The sequence below is a fragment of the Leptospira weilii serovar Ranarum str. ICFT genome, from assembly GCF_000332415.1.
Lineage (GTDB): Bacteria > Spirochaetota > Leptospiria > Leptospirales > Leptospiraceae > Leptospira > Leptospira weilii_A.
On the sequence record NZ_AOHC02000037.1, the window covers coordinates 154981 to 170904 of the forward strand.

General features: G+C 41.2%; 16 protein-coding genes. 3 read left to right on the forward strand and 13 right to left on the reverse strand.

From position 1 onward, the window contains the following. Positions 1–2: 2 nt before the first annotated feature. From LEP1GSC060_RS11665 to fliG, 5 genes are all read right to left on the reverse strand, one after another. Positions 3–707 carry a urate hydroxylase PuuD gene (locus LEP1GSC060_RS11665; protein ID WP_003004584.1) on the reverse strand — a complete coding sequence of 235 codons (705 nt, stop codon included), beginning with the start codon at positions 705–707 and terminating at the stop codon, positions 3–5. 174 nt (positions 708–881) lie between these two features. After that, on the reverse strand, positions 882–2096 hold the full coding sequence (locus LEP1GSC060_RS11670) for an LIC10025 family lipoprotein (RefSeq protein ID WP_003004334.1): 1215 nt from the start codon (positions 2094–2096) through the stop codon (positions 882–884). Continuing rightward, entirely contained in the window at positions 2068–2625 is a 558-nt protein-coding gene (locus tag LEP1GSC060_RS11675) for a hypothetical protein (protein ID WP_036096244.1), read from the reverse strand. Before LEP1GSC060_RS11675 ends, LEP1GSC060_RS11670 begins: the two co-directional genes overlap by 29 nt. Before the next feature lie 161 nt (positions 2626–2786). After that, on the reverse strand, positions 2787–5033 hold the full coding sequence (locus LEP1GSC060_RS11680; protein WP_036096246.1) for an adenylate/guanylate cyclase domain-containing protein: 2247 nt from the start codon (positions 5031–5033) through the stop codon (positions 2787–2789). Positions 5034–5096: 63 nt separating this feature from the next. Continuing rightward, positions 5097–6110, reverse strand: a complete 1014-nt coding sequence (fliG, locus tag LEP1GSC060_RS11685; protein ID WP_000932791.1) for a flagellar motor switch protein FliG — start codon at positions 6108–6110, stop codon at positions 5097–5099. Between the two features lie 368 nt (positions 6111–6478). On the opposite strand from fliG, the gene LEP1GSC060_RS11690 reads away from it, so the two are divergent. Next, positions 6479–6835, forward strand: a complete 357-nt coding sequence (locus LEP1GSC060_RS11690) for an arsenate reductase family protein (protein WP_003004560.1) — start codon at positions 6479–6481, stop codon at positions 6833–6835. Here LEP1GSC060_RS11690 and LEP1GSC060_RS11695 read toward each other — a convergent pair whose 3' ends face one another. The 5 genes from LEP1GSC060_RS11695 to LEP1GSC060_RS11715 all read right to left on the reverse strand — a co-directional run bounded on the left by LEP1GSC060_RS11695 (position 6836) and on the right by LEP1GSC060_RS11715 (position 11444). Beyond that, positions 6836–8515, reverse strand: a complete 1680-nt coding sequence (locus tag LEP1GSC060_RS11695; RefSeq protein WP_003004301.1) for an FG-GAP-like repeat-containing protein — start codon at positions 8513–8515, stop codon at positions 6836–6838. A gap of 140 nt (positions 8516–8655) precedes the next feature. After that, entirely contained in the window at positions 8656–9264 is a 609-nt protein-coding gene (locus LEP1GSC060_RS11700; RefSeq protein ID WP_003004843.1) for an L-threonylcarbamoyladenylate synthase, read from the reverse strand. A 15-nt stretch (positions 9265–9279) separates the two neighbouring features. Next, a complete protein-coding gene (locus LEP1GSC060_RS11705; protein WP_003004193.1) occupies positions 9280–10023 on the reverse strand; it encodes an SDR family NAD(P)-dependent oxidoreductase in 744 nt (247 codons plus the stop codon). A 4-nt stretch (positions 10024–10027) separates the two neighbouring features. Beyond that, positions 10028–10534: a hypothetical protein gene (locus tag LEP1GSC060_RS11710; RefSeq protein WP_003004246.1), complete on the reverse strand. Its 507-nt coding sequence runs from the start codon at positions 10532–10534 to the stop codon at positions 10028–10030. Positions 10535–10553: 19 nt separating this feature from the next. Then, a complete protein-coding gene (locus LEP1GSC060_RS11715; RefSeq protein WP_003004450.1) occupies positions 10554–11444 on the reverse strand; it encodes a hypothetical protein in 891 nt (296 codons plus the stop codon). Positions 11445–11504: 60 nt separating this feature from the next. On the opposite strand from LEP1GSC060_RS11715, the gene LEP1GSC060_RS11720 reads away from it, so the two are divergent. After that, entirely contained in the window at positions 11505–12068 is a 564-nt protein-coding gene (locus LEP1GSC060_RS11720; RefSeq protein WP_036096249.1) for a nucleoside triphosphate pyrophosphatase, read from the forward strand. On the opposite strand, the gene LEP1GSC060_RS11725 is transcribed toward LEP1GSC060_RS11720, so the two are convergent. Continuing rightward, positions 12059–12274: a hypothetical protein gene (locus LEP1GSC060_RS11725; protein ID WP_003004317.1), complete on the reverse strand. Its 216-nt coding sequence runs from the start codon at positions 12272–12274 to the stop codon at positions 12059–12061. The genes LEP1GSC060_RS11720 and LEP1GSC060_RS11725 overlap by 10 nt on opposite strands. A gap of 85 nt (positions 12275–12359) precedes the next feature. Here LEP1GSC060_RS11725 and holA point away from each other — a divergent pair, with 85 nt between their 5' ends. Further along, a complete protein-coding gene (gene holA, locus LEP1GSC060_RS11730) occupies positions 12360–13448 on the forward strand; it encodes a DNA polymerase III subunit delta (protein ID WP_003004337.1) in 1089 nt (362 codons plus the stop codon). Here the strand turns inward: holA and LEP1GSC060_RS11735 are convergent. Together LEP1GSC060_RS11735 and LEP1GSC060_RS11740 are read right to left on the reverse strand one after the other, a co-directional pair. Continuing rightward, positions 13390–14283, reverse strand: a complete 894-nt coding sequence (locus tag LEP1GSC060_RS11735; RefSeq protein WP_036096251.1) for an AAA-type ATPase lid domain-containing protein — start codon at positions 14281–14283, stop codon at positions 13390–13392. The two genes, holA and LEP1GSC060_RS11735, sit on opposite strands and share 59 nt — an antisense overlap. Positions 14284–14304: 21 nt before the next feature. After that, positions 14305–15855 (reverse strand): LIC10012 family protein, encoded by a 1551-nt coding sequence (locus LEP1GSC060_RS11740; RefSeq protein WP_036096253.1) that lies wholly within the window; start codon positions 15853–15855, stop codon positions 14305–14307. Positions 15856–15924: the final 69 nt, after the last annotated feature.

The window sequence follows — 15924 nt, forward strand, 5'->3', positions numbered from 1 at the left end:
GATTAAAGAAGAACCTCAAGAAGAACATAGATAATCAAACAAAGAACAAACCCGGAAGTGATAACCCCTTTTACGGTTTTGATCGGTTTGAAAGTGGCGCTTTCCGGTGTTGCGGTTAACGCGTTTATTTCAACGATCGCGAGAATCACTAAAATCACCCCTAAGAACGTATGTGCTTCAGCGCTCGTTACTTCGAAAGAAATCGGAAGATTTCTCGCGGCTCCCATCAAAAACAACATCGGAATGGAAAGCAGGGTATTGGTCCTGGAAGCCAAAAGACCTCTTGCAGCACGAGGAGCCGGACTTTCCGTAGTTTCACCTTTAGCGGCAGCGATCACGACTTTTTGAGCGGGCCAGATCACGAACCAAACGTTAAACCACATTAAAGTTCCGAGCAAACCTCCTCCGAGAATTACCGCCAGCCATTGACCGGTGGAAAGAGTCGTGCCGTTAACGATCGCATAAACGATCATCGCCCAACCGCTGAGGAAAGTAAACATCGCTCCCCAACGAAACCACCAGAGAACTCTCGGGACCAATTGTTGAGTCGCTTTTTTCTTTGTATCGGCGTCCGTTTCGGCAAAAAAAGAACCTTGTACAAAGTTAATGTACCAAAGAAGTCCGATCCAAGCAACGCCCGCGAGAAAATGGATCCACTTAAAAATGAAGTACAAGCCTTGACTTGTAAAAAGGGAAATTCCTTCCATAATACCTCCAATTCATCGATTGAATTATGATTTTTTTGTGCGCTCTAAGAAACAAGGAAGCGCTAGAACTAAAAATAGATCTCGGGATTTGGACTCTCAGTCAAGCACTTTAGAAAGATTCTAATTTTTAAGAAAAATAAATTCCAATCTTCGGGAACAAACACCAAGCGGGTTTCAAGAAAGATCTTCGATTAAATTTTTCTGTAATACGTCCCAGAAAGAAGGTTCGTCGTTTTTTTCATTCGAAGAACGAAATGGAGTGAAAGGATCTCGAAAAATTTCAGCCTGAGATTTTAGAATCACTTTCATGTTGTTTCCGTTTCGAAGAAACTCCGATTCGAATTTGTTTCCTCCGTTTCCTTCGCTTCCCTGCACAAGAAGAAGAAAATACCGATCAAAGTAGTCGTCCATGTTTCCGGGAATAAACCAATTCACCATTCCGGGCGGAAAGACCCGAAGGAAACGACCGCTGATTTTTTTTTCCGGAAATTTCGAAAATTCCCCCGTGATCTTTTCGTAATTTTTGGATGAATAAAAACGAAACTTATATCCTAAACTTCTAATATCAATTTTAAGTCCGTAAACTTGAACGGATAAGGAAACACGGACGTGAAGAGTTTCCGGTTTACTCCAATAACCAACGGGAGTGTCCGGAATTTTTAAAAAGGTTTTGGTTCCTTCGTTATAGAGTTCGATTCCGTCTAAAAATTCTCCGGACTTAAAGATCGCGATTCTGTAGGAAACTTGATTTAAGAGTTTATAAAATCGTTTATAAAATTGCGGATACTCCGTTTCGGTCGAGTCGTTCAGTTCGTAAAGAAGCCAAGATGAATTCTCCGTCCTTCCCAAATCACAATGAGAAACGGAACAAAGATACCGATGTGCAATTGAAATCGAAGCGAGTTTGGTGGAATCATTAGAGCCGAAACGAAGAAAATTTTGAAGCCGATCCACGTGATGAAAAAAATCAAGATAACTATAAGCCGGCAGAATCGAAACGGTTTCGCGTTTCATTCGAAAAGTCTTTTGATCCCGGAAAGAAGTCGGAAAATATTCCGCATGGATTCGATAGGGAACGTTCTCCGGAATTTTTTCAGTCGTGAAAATATTTCGAAATCCCCCGTCCGTTTTTTGAAGATAAAAGTCGATTGAAAGTTTGCCGTCTTTTTCTTTCAGAAGAGATTCGTCCGCCGAAGTTAAATTTCCGAATAAGGCGTTTCTAATTCCTCCGGTCGGATATTCGCGTAGAATACTTTTTTGGTAGGAAATATATTCTTTCCAATAAGCGGCTTGTTGCGGTTTTTTTTGAACGCAATCAAAAAGGAAAAAACAAATCGAAACACAGATTAAAATCGGCGTTTTATTTTCTTTGTTTTCGTACGATTTCATAAAGAGAGTCAACGGTTCTATCATCCACTTCTTTGTAGTAAGATTCGAAAATTTGCTTTTTGTTACCGGAAAAAATCCTTAACCAGGAAAAATCGGATCGGATTCCCGAAGATAAAACTCCTTTCGAGTCCAAAAAAATCGATTCGTAATTTTTGGATTTGTTTTCATCGATATAAACCGACACCGCACTCGGCGCGTTTCTAAGATCGATAAACGCAACGAATTCGACAAAATCCTTGGATTCATCGATCAGGTTCTGCATTCTCCAATAGATTTTTCTGCCGTGTTTTCTGCAAAGTACGACGTCCGTATAAGAACAACCCAAAAGGAATACGACTTTTCCTTTCAAAGTTTTTGAACTCAGAACCTGGCCTCTTTGATCCTTGAGTTGAAAATCGGGAAGATCGGAAGAAAAAACGGAAAACGTCGGGAAAAGAAAAATCGATAAGAAAATAATCCGGAAGGAAAACGTTTTAAAACGAAAGAAGGGTTTGATCTGAAGTTTTTCCATTCGTACATTATAAAACATTAAATTACTTAAGGCAAAAACGAAAAAATCCGTTCGAAGTTTCCTTCTACAAATATTAGAGTTATTGAAAAATTCAATCGTCGCGATTTATAAAACCGCTTCAATCGTCCATTTCAACGAAACGGAAACAAATGGAGAATTAATTTTCAACGACTCTAATATCATTTCGATTGAAATCTAAAAATTCCGTCCCAATTTTCTTCGGGAGGTTTGGAAGAATAAAGTTTACAACGTTTCAGATAAATCTTAGAAAGATTATCCCCGGGTTCCTCCCGATAAAGTTGTTTGAAAATTTTAGCGGCCTCGTCGAATTTTCCGGATTTATATTCGAGAATCCCTTGAGACAATAGATCCGACGTTTTCAGTTTAAATTTTTTGATCTCTTCCGGATCGGATTCAAACACTTCGTAAATATCCACGGGCCGGTTTCTTCCTTTTATATACGCCGAGTCGATCATACGAATCCCCGCCTCGCTCATGTTATGGAGTCGAAGATACGTATGATGAGATATTAATATTCTACTTTGATACAAGGAAGTAAGAGATTGAAGGCTTGAGGCAAGATCGACCGCGTCTCCGATCACGGTGGTGTCGATTCGCCTTTGACTTCCCACTGTTCCTAAAATCAAAGAACCCGTATTGATCCCGATACCGATCTCCAAATTCCATTCAGTCGATAAACCCTTTCGCATTTTTGCCGATCGAACGGCGCTCACCATTTTGATCGCGGACTCGACCGCGTTGTCGGCCGAATTGAAATTTTCCTTTTCCGCTCGATCGTTATAATCCGCGAAAAGCGCGAGTATCGCGTCCCCCATATATTTATCCACAAAACCCGCAGTTTTATAAACGAGTTCTTCCATTTCGGATAAATAAGAATTTAAGAATGCGATCGTCCGACTCGACGGAATCGTTTCCGCAAGATTCGTAAAATTCCAAATATCGGAACACAGGACAGTCATCGATTTCTCTTTATTATTTCCGATGGAAATCGATACGGGAGATTCATTGTCGAGAATTCGAATAAACTCCACGGGAACAAAACGATAGAAGGCGTCTTTCTGACTGGAAAGTTGCGTATTTAAAAGTTGCGCGTCCTTATAAAGTTGGATGTATCTCGAAATCAAAATCCTTACGATCGCGACGATAAAAAGCAAGTAAACGATCTTAAAAAAAGAATAATGAGGCCCGACAATTTTAAAAACAGAATCCGATAAATCCCATACCGCAAAAACGATACATACGGAAATCCCGGCCAATATCGTACGCGCATCTTTTCTTTTTTTTCTTACGGTTTGAATCGCAAAGAACAGAATGTAAATCGAAAAGAAAATCATCGAAATTTGACAGATCCCAACGGCCGCGTATATCCAGGAAAACGGAACAACAAGGATCGCAAAAAACAACCCGACCAAAAGAATGAGAAAGAATGTCGGAACTACATTCGTCTTTTCTTTTTGGTAAAAGTAGTCTTTCAAAAAATAATAAAACGCGGGAAGAATCAACGTCAGAGAAGAATACTCGATCCTAAAAAAGTGGGAACTATCGATTTCCGAATTCGGATTCACGAATTTTTGAAAGATCAAATTTGAAGACGAGAAAAAATAAACCGAAGAAACAAAGGATAAAAATCCGAAATAAATATAATACAAATCTTGTCTTCGTATCGCATAAAAAAATACATGATAAATTCCGAATATAAAATAAATTCCATACAAAAATACTTCGAAATACTCGGATGTGGATTCGTAAATTTTTTGAATCGGGGAAATTTTATACCCGCTTGTATGATAAAATCCGAAATGATCGTTTTGAAAATAAGACGTGAGATTCGATTCCCCGACCATGTATAAAAAAATCGTATTTTTTCCCTCTTTTAAGGCTCCCGATGGAATCGGTAAAATTACGGACTTTAAGGATCTTCGAATCGAAGGAGTCAAATCGTTGTTATCGACCCGTTTTGGAAATCTTTCTTTTCGGACCAAAACATCGTTAAGATACAATTCCCAATTTTCTCCTATGTCCGGAAAATAAATCGCGGTCGGCGACTTTATCAACTCGGAGTTTACCGAAAATTCCACCTTTACGGTTACGTCGTGAAATCCGGATTGATCGGGTATTTCAAAAAGAGAATTAAAACTCACCGGGAAGCTCGGAATCGACTTCCAATTTTCCGAATTTTTGGGTTCTTTTTCCTTAAGGTCGGTTTCAATATTCGTTTTTTCTTTTTTGTTTTTTAGAAAAGAATTTTGAATATTCGATTTTTCTAATTTATTTTTGAGATGGTTTCCCAAACTCGCGCTCCATTCGGCGTGTGTGAGATCCAAAGCCTGCGGAGCTTCGTATCCGCAGGAAAGCAGAATCGAAACGATCAAAGAATATGTGAAAATTTTTAAAATCCGGATCATACAACCAGAGTTCATTCAAAAAAATTCGAAGTGAAAAATTTTTCCGGAAACGAAAAAATTAAATCACATAACGAGTTCGTCTTCACCGGCGCGAGCGACGACGATTTCACCGGCGTCTTCGAGTTTACGAATGATATTTACGATTTTCTGCTGCGCGTCTTCCACGTCCTTGATCCGAATCGGACCCATAAAGTCCATATCTTCCCGAAGAAGGTTCGCCGCGCGTTTGGACATGTTCTTAAAGATTTTTTCCTGAACTTCCGTATCGACAGATTTCAAAGCTTTTGCCAAATCGGAATTATCCACTTCTCGCATCACCTTTTGAATCGCACGGTCGTCCAAAAGAACGATGTCCTCAAATACAAACATCCTCTTTTTAATCTCTTCCGCGAGTTCCGGGTCTTCTTCCTCCAGGGCTTCGATGATGGTCTTTTCCGTTCCACGGTCCACCAAGTTCAAAATCTCGACCACGGAATCGATACCACCGGCGGAAGTATAATCTTCGGATGCCAAGGTGGAAAGTTTTCTTTCCAAAACCCGTTCCACTTCTCGAAGTACGTCCGGACTAACCCGGTCCATCGTTGCGATTCGTTTTGCGACTTCCGCCTGAATCGTATGCGGTAAGTTGGAAAGAATGTTCGAAGCCTTCTGAGGATCCAAATAAGAAAGAATCAACGCGATCGTCTGAGGGTGTTCGTTTTGGATAAAGTTCAATAAATGCTGAGGGTCGGTTCTTCGAATAAAGTCGAAAGGTCTGACCTGCAAAGAAGAAGTGAGTCGGTTGATGATGTCGATCGCTTTCTGATTTCCGAGCGCCTTTTCCAAAAGACCTCGGGCGAAATCAATCCCCCCGTTGGAGATAAATTCCTGAGCCATCATCAGCTCGTTGAATTCTACTAAAACTTTTTCTTTGTCTTCCGGAGTGATCTTATCAAGTCGCGCGATTTCGAACGTGATCTGCTCGATCTCGTCCTCTCGAAGGTGTTTAAATATCTCGGAAGACACTTCGCTTCCGACCGCGATGAGAAAAACCGCGGCCTTTTGTCTTCCGGTTAAGTTTGTTTTTTTATTCAACACGCCCGAGACTTCCCGTAAGAATTCTATCGGTTAAAATTGAACGTTTCAACGAAAAGATTTTTCAACCAATGGAAGAAAATTCTTCGCCGCAAGTATGAGTTTCTAAAATAACGCGAGTTCTATATCATCAATGCGAAAGCGATTGAAGCGGAATCAACAAATTGGAACTATAAAAAAATTTCGCTTTTAGGACTATCTATCAATTTGTTGATTGGAGCCGAAAGCGCGGCCCCTCGCCTTTTTTTCCGTAAGAAAAAAAGGCGAGGGGTTCGCCCAAAATTGACGGAGGCAAACTTGTCAATCCTCGAAACGGAGGAAAACTTGACTCGAAAAAAGAATCACAAACCATCGATACCGGAGAATGAATCTTGAAACTGAAAGTTTACGAATATAAAAATTGTTCCACTTGTAGGAACGCTCTCAAATTTCTTTCCGGAAAAAAAGTGGAATTGGAAGTTTTGCCGATCCGAGAAACCCCTCCCAAAAAAACGGAACTCAAAACGATGCTCAAATATCTTGGAAACGAATCGAAAAAACTCTTTAACACTTCCGGCAACGATTATAAAGAATTGGGTCTCAAGGACAAATTGGCTTCCATGCCAATCGAAGAACAATTGGATCTTCTTTCTAAAAACGGAAACTTGGTTAAACGACCTTTTGTTTTAGGAGACGGTTTCGGCTTTGTAGGTTTTAAAGAAGAGGAATGGAAGAAGCGGATTGGATGATCATAAATCTACGGAAGTCCCAAACGTTCCGTTGACATCCGGTTCGGAAAACGTTTGTGGGGTCGAAGTATATCCGCCGGATCCGTCGGAAAGATAAAGATATACGTTTCCTATATTGGTTCCGCCGACAGAACTGGGAGCTCCCACAAGAACATCACTCAAACCGTCCCCATTGATATCTCCCGAAGCGATTGCATTTCCCATATCACCTAAGTTTACCGCTACGGTTAAAAAATTCAGCGAGTTCGCCACAAAACCGAATGTGTCCCCCGTTGTCAGGTACGTAACCGCGTGTCCCTGATTTGGAAACGTAGAAGTATAAGAATAACCTCCCGCGAGGAGATCTAAAAATCCGTCTCCATTGATATCCCCGGTTGCGACCGAAGTTCCTGTTTGAGATCCGCCCACTCCCGAAATCGGCCCGCTGACTGCGTTGACAAGAACTCCGAAATCGGATAAATACAAATGAACTCTACCGCCCCCGGCCGACTCTTGATAGGCGCCTACGAACAAATCCGCAAAACCGTCCCGGTTGATATCCGTCGCAACTGCTGAATTTGCATACCACTCGTTTGCCGCCGAGCCCGTAATCGTTTGAGAATAAGCCGCAAAAGTTCCGGCTCCTTGTGCGAGATAAACGAAAGACGCACCGATTTGTCCGGAGCCCACGGCTCCGACGATCGCATCCGATTTACCGTCCCCGTTGATATCGCCTAACGTGATCGCATATCCGTAAAATGTCGCGCTTCCCGCATTTCCCGGATTGTTCAATTGTTGACTCATCGTAACTCCTTGTCCCACGATCGCATTGGAGAAATAAGAATAAACTCGCCCTATATTTCCTAAGTCATACGGCGCTCCGACTAAAACGTCGCCAAATCCGTCGCCGTTGATATCGCCTACGTCTACGTTCAATAAACCCCCGGCTCCGATTGCGATATTACTAATCGCAGTTGTAGATAGTCCACCGCCCGCTCCCAGATAAACCGCAAACGTGTTTGTTGTACTTCCCACAACTGCGTCCGCGTAACCGTCTCCATCGATGTCTCCTAACTTAACGGAATAACCGAATCCGCCCACACCGTTCAGCAGAGTGACCGGAACGGAATTTAAACCTTTCGTTTTTCCAAGGGAAAGATAGGCCCTTACCCGGTTTGCAGTTTGAGAACCGATCAAAGCATCCGGATAACCGTCTCCGTCTATGTCCTTATTCGATCCTTTTTGAACGGTAATCGTAACCGGAAGAGAAACCGATTCGTTGAAAACGGATCGAACCGAAATCGTATGTAAACTCCAGTCTTTCCAAACCCCCGTTGTAGGAAGTGTGGTCGGAAGTCCGGCTGCGGGAAGTTGAAACTTCCACTGAGTTCCGGACCTTTGTGCATCCACGAACGGACCGGCATCCAAAGCAACTTGAACTCCCGAAACGGATGAATCGGTTTCTCCGATTAAAAATCCGGTGTTTAAAAGACCTCTCGACTTTACGTTGAGAATTGTAGGTTGAGGGATTTTTACGAGGCTGATTCCACAAACGGTCGCTTGTCCCGAGGTTAAAATAAAATTAACAAGTAAGGATTTGTAAAAGAGGGAACCGCTCGGATCGCAGGCGTTTTCCATGGATTTGACGGCGCAATTGTGTAAGAGAATAAAAATGAAAAGAAAACATGGAAATCGTCTCATCGTAACCTGCTTCGAACCGCATTTCACATTCTAAGACACGGACGTCTTAGAGGAAAGAGACGAAGTTGTATCCGATTTTATTCCTCATTGAGCTCGCGTTTTAGAAATTTATTTCCAAAAAAATGTTAATCCGACATCGATTATAGAAGTTCAAAACCCTTTCCTTCTCTTACGATCGTCATTTCATCGTCCGTCATATCCAGAATCGTAGATAACTCGACTTGTACAATGCCGCCGTCTATGATTCCCTCAACCCGAGAACCGTACATTTCTTCGAGAGAATCGACTTCGATGATAAATTCGTCATGGTTAAAAACGGAAGTGGATGTTAGCGGGTTCGGATGAATCTTCAACAATTCTTGTAAATAAATCGAATCCGGAATTCGAATCCCGATTTGTTTTTCTTTCTGATTGGAAAAAGAAACTCTGGGAAGGTGTTTATTAGCGCGCGCGATAAACGTAAACGGACCCGGAGTGATTTTTTTCATCAGTTTAAAAGCGTCGTTGGAAAGAAATTCTATATAACCGGAAGCAACCGAAATGTTGGGGCAGATCAAGGAAAGAGGTTGGTTTTTAGGGATATTTTTGAGTTCGTATAATTTTTCAACACCCGTCTTGGATTGAGAGTCCGCAACCAAAGCATAAACCGTATCGGTCGGAAAAATATAAACCTTTCCTTCCGACAGCTTTTTAGAAATCTGCTCGAGTTTTCTTTTTTCAGGATTGATCGGATGAAGAGAAAGAATCATGTTTATTAGACTCTTTCAAAGTCCTGCGGTAATTCCTCCGTCGATTACGATCGTTTGTCCGGTAATATAAGCGGACGCGTCGCTCGCAAAAAAAATCGCAGCCCCCACCAAATCATCCGGTTTTCCGAGCCTTCCCATCGGGATCGCATTGGTCATCTGTTCCAAAACTTCCGGTTTTTCTTTGATCATATCCGTCATATCCGTATCGATAAAACCCGGACAAATCGCGTTCACACGATAACCCGAACCGATCCATTCCACGGCAAGAGCGCGGGTCATATTGATGACCGCGCCTTTCGTGCCGGAATAAACGGAAGCCAACTTTGTTCCTCTCATTCCGAGAATAGATGCAATATTTATAATGTTTCCGCCTTTCTTTTTATGAATCCTATAATAAGCCGCACAAGCTCTGAACACTCCCGTAAAATTCGTTTGAATGATGGATTCGATTTCATCTTCCTTTAAAAAAGCGGCCGGTTTGTTCGAAGCGATTCCCGCGTTATTGACAAGCACGTCCAACTTTCCGTGTTCTTTGACGATGGATTCGATGATCGGAGTCATCACATCCGGTTGGCGAATGTCCGCGGCAAAACCTTTGATTCCGGAACCGTCGAATTTTTTGATCGATTCTTCCGAAGAACCCGTTCCATAAACGACGGCGCCCGCGTTTTTAAAACCTTCCGCGAAATGTCTTCCGATCCCGCGAGTGGACCCGGTCACTAAAACCGTTTTGCCTTTTACGTCAAATAAATCGTTCAACGGATCACTCCTGATTGTATTGTGGTTTTACCGGATAACAAGGCCGAATCTCTTCTATGGATTCTCCGCCGTTTGCCATGGACGGTTTTTTTCCGCGCTCCGTATCGAAAGTACGGATGAGTTTGCGGGAATCGATTCGAATGTTTTTTCCGAAGTCCGAACTTGTATCCTTTGTTTTTTCTTTTTTAGGTTTTTTTTCGGAATACGGATCGAAGATTTCCGCTTCTTTTTCCTCTTTTTCTACGGTAAAATCGTCCACGAGAACATCCCGATCGATGTAATGAGTTCCGTCGCTTTCATACGTATTATGCAACGGATCGCAGTCGAACATATCGATCTTGGCGACGATTTGATCGCAGAAAAGAAGATATCTTTTGCAGAGGGATTGAAAACTGGATTCTCTAATTCGATCAAAACTTCCTCTTCTACAATAAGGAAAGATCAAAAAAATCAAAAAACAAATCCAAACAAAACGAAAACGGGACAGGCTCTGATTACGGAAGGGAATCATACGTTTGTTATTTTGAATATTACGGTTTTATTGTATTTGATTTAGGAGGATTTTGGGCGGAATCCTGACTTTTGGTTTCGCTTTCTTTTTCCGATTTTCCGGAAAAAATCCCCAATTTCAATTCGTACGACTTTACGGTTTTTGTTCTGTCTTTTTTCCTTTCTTCCTCCGCATTCAAACGACCTTCCGCGTCGTCCCAATAAATCAATTCTTCCGGTTTTAGGTAATCGGTATCGAGGATTCTATTTTTGGAGATTTTATCCGAAAGGGAAAGTTTGGAATCCTCGTTTTTTCCCAAAAGAATTTTAATTTGATAGAGTGAAAGAAGAGATTGTCTTTGGTAATAAAGAGCGGAGGTTCTTTCCCCCTTTTCCAATTCTTTGGAGGCGACTTTAGACGTTTCTCCGGAACGAACATAATATTTTTCTAATACTGGGAGAATGGATCGGTTTTTGTTTTTTTCGTCCAAACGAATCGATACGATCAAAGGGGCCAATTCCTGTCCCAACTGAATCGTTCTGTTCTCGTAGTCTTTCCGAATCGTTTCTTCCAAAGGAACGATCGTTTTAAAAATACTTTCAAACGCGGCGGTGGCGTTTCCGTATTCCGCTTTCAGATAAAGAGTTTCAGCCTTCCCGTAATCCCCGGCGAGTTTGTCCAGCTCCTGTTTTTTCCCGAAATTCAAAAGAGAAATTCGAATTCCCTTCAATGCCAGATATGTTTTTTTTCGAGTCGATTCCAGCTTCCCCGTTTCGATCAATTCTCGATCGGATTCGACCTTTTGTTTTTCTTTCAGATCCTTAGATTCGTTTGGAACCGTTTGCGAAAGGATCGAAACGTTCCAGGCAAAAATAAGAACACAAATAACAAATCCGATTTTATCCCGCAGAGTTTGTTGATTCTCTTTCATCCCTAACAATATCGGCAGGAAAACGGATGCAAAGCAAGGCTTTTCTCAAACTGTGGATCTATGATCGTCCTCAGATCCAGATCTCCTCGGAGAAAACAAGTTTTGGAATCCTTGGACCTTGATTTTAGAATCGAGGCGGAGGATATAGACGAAAGTTCTTTGAAGAACGAACGTCCTCTGGAATATTTAAAAAGGATTTCTTTGTCCAAGTTAGGCACAAGATCCAAGGATGAATTTTTGATTGCCTGCGATACGATCGTCGTTTACGAAAACTCGATTCTGCAAAAACCCGAAAACGTTTCGGAAGCGACGGAAATACTCGGAAGATTGTCCGGAAAAACTCACACGGTTTATTCCGGATTAGGAATTTCCGATCGAGGGTTGGAACGATTCGCGTTCGATTCTTCTCAAGTTCATTTTCGTTCTTGGAATCGCGAACAAATCCGAACCTACATTGAAAAATATTCTCCCTTGGATAAGGCGGGAAGTTACGGAGTTCAGGACCGAGAAGGACCGGTTCAATCTTTCGACGGATCTTATACGAACATTCTCGGATTTCCGATCCGAATGTTCTTTCAGTATCACGAACTTTGGAAAAAATTTTTAAAGGGAAATCAGGCGTAAAAATCGATCAAACTACCGCGGGTTGTCGGCACGGATTCTTTGGGTGAGGAAAAATTACTTTTACCGCCCGCGTTCCGATCGGAATTAAAATCCTCGCGGCGAATCGGTTCCACGGCCTGCACTTTTCCGCCCATACGAGCCGGACTTACGTAGGTCAAAGTCTCGTTCGGGAAAGAAATCCTCTGGACTCCGGAACTGATATTCATATTCTAATCTTCGGAGAATCGATTCTTTACCTTAAACAATTCTCCCTTTTTTTTACGGATCGAAGTTACTTCCAATTCAAATCGAATGGCGACTAAAACAAAAGAATATAAAAATTCCATTGAGTTCCTGGCCGATTGGAACAAAGAATTACCGCAAATCGTTTTTGTCGCGGCTAAAGAATCCTATGAGTTTGAAATTCTCGCGGAAAAATATAAGGAAGCGATTCGGAAAACGGGGGAACCTTTCGAAATCGTAATTTTCGTTTCGGAACCGGGAGACTTCGAAAGATTTCAATCCGAAGCCTTCAACTTGGACATGTTCTCCAATCGGAAATTATTTATCATCAAATCGGGACTTGAATTTTTCAAACCGATCTCCGGCGGAAAAGGAAAGAACAACGAATCCTTACAAAAACGATTTTCGAATTTTCCGGACTCGATCCAACTTTTAATCCACTACAATCACTGGGAAGTTCCCAACAAAGTTCTTCAGATCTTCGGAGGAAAAGCCAATCTCATCAAAATCAAAAACTTTTATCCGAACGAAACCCGCTCGGGTCTTTTACAAGCTTGTAAAGAAATCGGAGTTCAATTGGACGAAGACGCGATGGATGAATTTCTTCACAAAATTCCTCCGTCAATGGGAGCGTATTTACAATCACTTTCCAAACTTAAACTTTATCTCTTAAAAAAATCCTTCACGAAACAGGATGTAGAAGACGTTTTATTGTTCAGCGGGGAATTCAATTCTTCCGGTTTGGTTGATTTTTTTATGGAATCGGATCGGATTCGTTTTTTCAAAGAGTTGAAAAAGTTTCAGAGCGGAAAAGATTCTTTGCTTTTATTTTTTTCGATCTTAAAGGAAAGAATCGATCAACTTCGTAAGTACAAAATCATTTCTAGAAAGTACGAAACCTCTCTTTCCGACGAGGAACTTTACGAACTTTTGGACATTCAATCCTACAGTCCCGCGCGTAAGAATTTTGTTCGAAATCGTCTTAGAAAGGAAGCCGCTTTTTTTTCCGATAAGATCATCGGAGAACTTTATGATTTTATGATAGAGATGAATATCCGAATCAAAACAAATTCGGAAAAAGAAGGATCGGAGTTTTACTTCAACCGTCGGATGGAGGATTTTTTCCTTCAGCTTCGCCGGAAAGACCGAATTCTATGATCTTCCTGTAAATCGTCCTTTCCGAAATTCCGAGTATCTTGGCCGCTTTTTCCCTGTTCCCGTTAACGAGTATCAGATTTTTTTTAATGATCTCCCTTTCGTAATCCCTTAAAGGAATTCCCGTTTTTACTTCGATGAACTCCGAATAGACGTAAGAAGTTTCGAACATCTGAGGCGGAAGGTGTTTTACTTCGAGAGTACGAACGGCGAACAAGGAAATCATACTTTCCAGAAGATTTTTGAGCTGTCTGACGTTTCCCGGAAAATCGTAATTAAGCAAAAACTGAACTAGTTTTTCGCTCAATCGGATTTCTTTTCGTTTATACTTTTCGGAAAGCGTTTCCAAAAAATGTTGAATCAAAAGAGGAATGTCTTCTTTTCTTTCCCTGAGATCGGGAAGGTCCAATCGAAAGTTTGAAATTTCGAAATAAAGGGATTCTAAAATTTGGCCGGCTTCCAATTTCTGTTTCCATTCTTTGCCGGAAATAAAAACAAAACGAGAGTCGCTTTGGTTTTCGCGGATTTTTTTCAGAAGATAAACCTGAATCTCCTTGGGAAAATTCGGAAAATCCTTAAAAAGAAAATACGTGTTTTTTCCTTCGGAAAGTATCGATTCGAAATTTTTTTCGTTTTCTATATTATCGGAATCTAAAATAACAACGCGAGGATTTGAGCCGGTTAAATCGGCGATCAATTTGGAAACAAAAGTTTTCCCGCTGCCCGGACCTCCCGTAACAAATAAGGGCAACGTATTTTGAGACAACGACTTCAATCGATTGAATATCTTAATCGAATTCGAAGCGTTGCCGATAAAAATGTGTTCTTCGGAATTCAAATGCCGATCCCTGTGTGAAGATTATAATCCTTTGACTTGGAGAACTTTACCTCGGATGATACAATCAAAAGAACTTTTATTCGTATTCTGAAAATAATTTCTTACTTGAATCGGCGTACATTCCAAAACCTGAGAAGGAGAAATCCGATACGTTTCCGTAAGACCCGCGACGTTCGCGACACCGTCCACGGAACTTGCGGACGGAACATAAGTCGTCCGATATAAGATCTGCTCGTCGATTTGAGGGGTTTTGATTCCGGGCGGGAGCGAAACCCAAAAAGCCTTTTCCCCGGATTTTACCAAAACTTCCGTTCCACCTTCCCCTTTAAACTCATCTTTAAATACGACTTGAGAAAGTAAAAAGGAAAGATTGTCCCGTAAAGAATCCGATGTAAGAATTTTATCTCCCGTCAATTCGGAATATATTTCCGTAAAATTCAGCGGATGGATCGATTCCGATTCCGCATATTTTCCGGAATAAGAAACCTTATTGAGCGAAGATTCCGGCGGAGTTTGGCTCGGAGAAACGTCCGAATACGTAAAATAAATCCGCCTTCCCCGGAATATGAGAGTTTTTGAATCTTTTACGGTACTCACTCTTTTGAAATACGTTATCTCGAAAAGATTTTCTTTTGGAAAAATTCCTTTAAAAAACTGCGTCTGAGAAACGGCAAAATACGGCGCGGTAATCAATTGAACCTTATAACCGGAAGACTGGAGATCCTGAATTGCGGAAGATAAAGTGGGGTTGGGAATTTTTCCTTTTGCGTTTGTAAGAATGATTATGTTTTGAACGTTTTGAGAACGACTTCCCGACCGTATTAACGCGCGTTTTGCGCTCAGTAAAGCTTCCGATAAATCATCCAAACTGGATTTGCCGAATGATTTTAAATTTCCGATCTGATTTCTTAATTCCGCCAAAGAACCGGCTTTGGGAAGAATTGAGACTTTTCCTTCGGAGAAAGTTACGATCCGAATCCCGGTCATAAAATCCCAAGACGCATTCTTAACGAACCGAACCCATTCGTCCCTTTCTCTTTGGAAAGAAGGAGACATATCGATAACAAAGATGAATTCTCTCGCACCCTTATTATCGGATATTAAAGCGGTGGTTTGTCTTTTTTTAGTAGGAATCCATGGAAAGGAACGTTCCGTCATGGATCGCATCAAAAAGAAAAGATCCGATTTTTCGGAAAGATGAAATTCATCCAATCGTTTCTGTGTGCAATCGTAAACGACACGATCGAGAGAAATATTGTTTTGGAAACCGACCTCGTCTCGGACTAAATAGTCTACGGCCAATTCGGAACAAATTTTTGAAAAGTCTTCCTTACCAAAACGGGAACTTTTGAATTTATTAAAAATTTCTTTATCTCTGATTTTTTCAGTCGTATCCACTTTTGCTTTTAGCAATAAGTTCGCGTAAAAAGCCCCCAATTTGGAAATTTCTTGCGATCTGTCATCGATCCGTTCCAAAGTTGCCGGTAAGTTTCCCTCAACTTTTCCCGAAAGAAAAATTATATTCGTAGAAAATACGGGATGAGACACAAAACAAAAGAAAAGAAAAGGAATAAATTTCTTAACATGTACGATTTGAACGAGTTCTTAATTTTATTATGAGGGAACCCGGATTCAACGCAA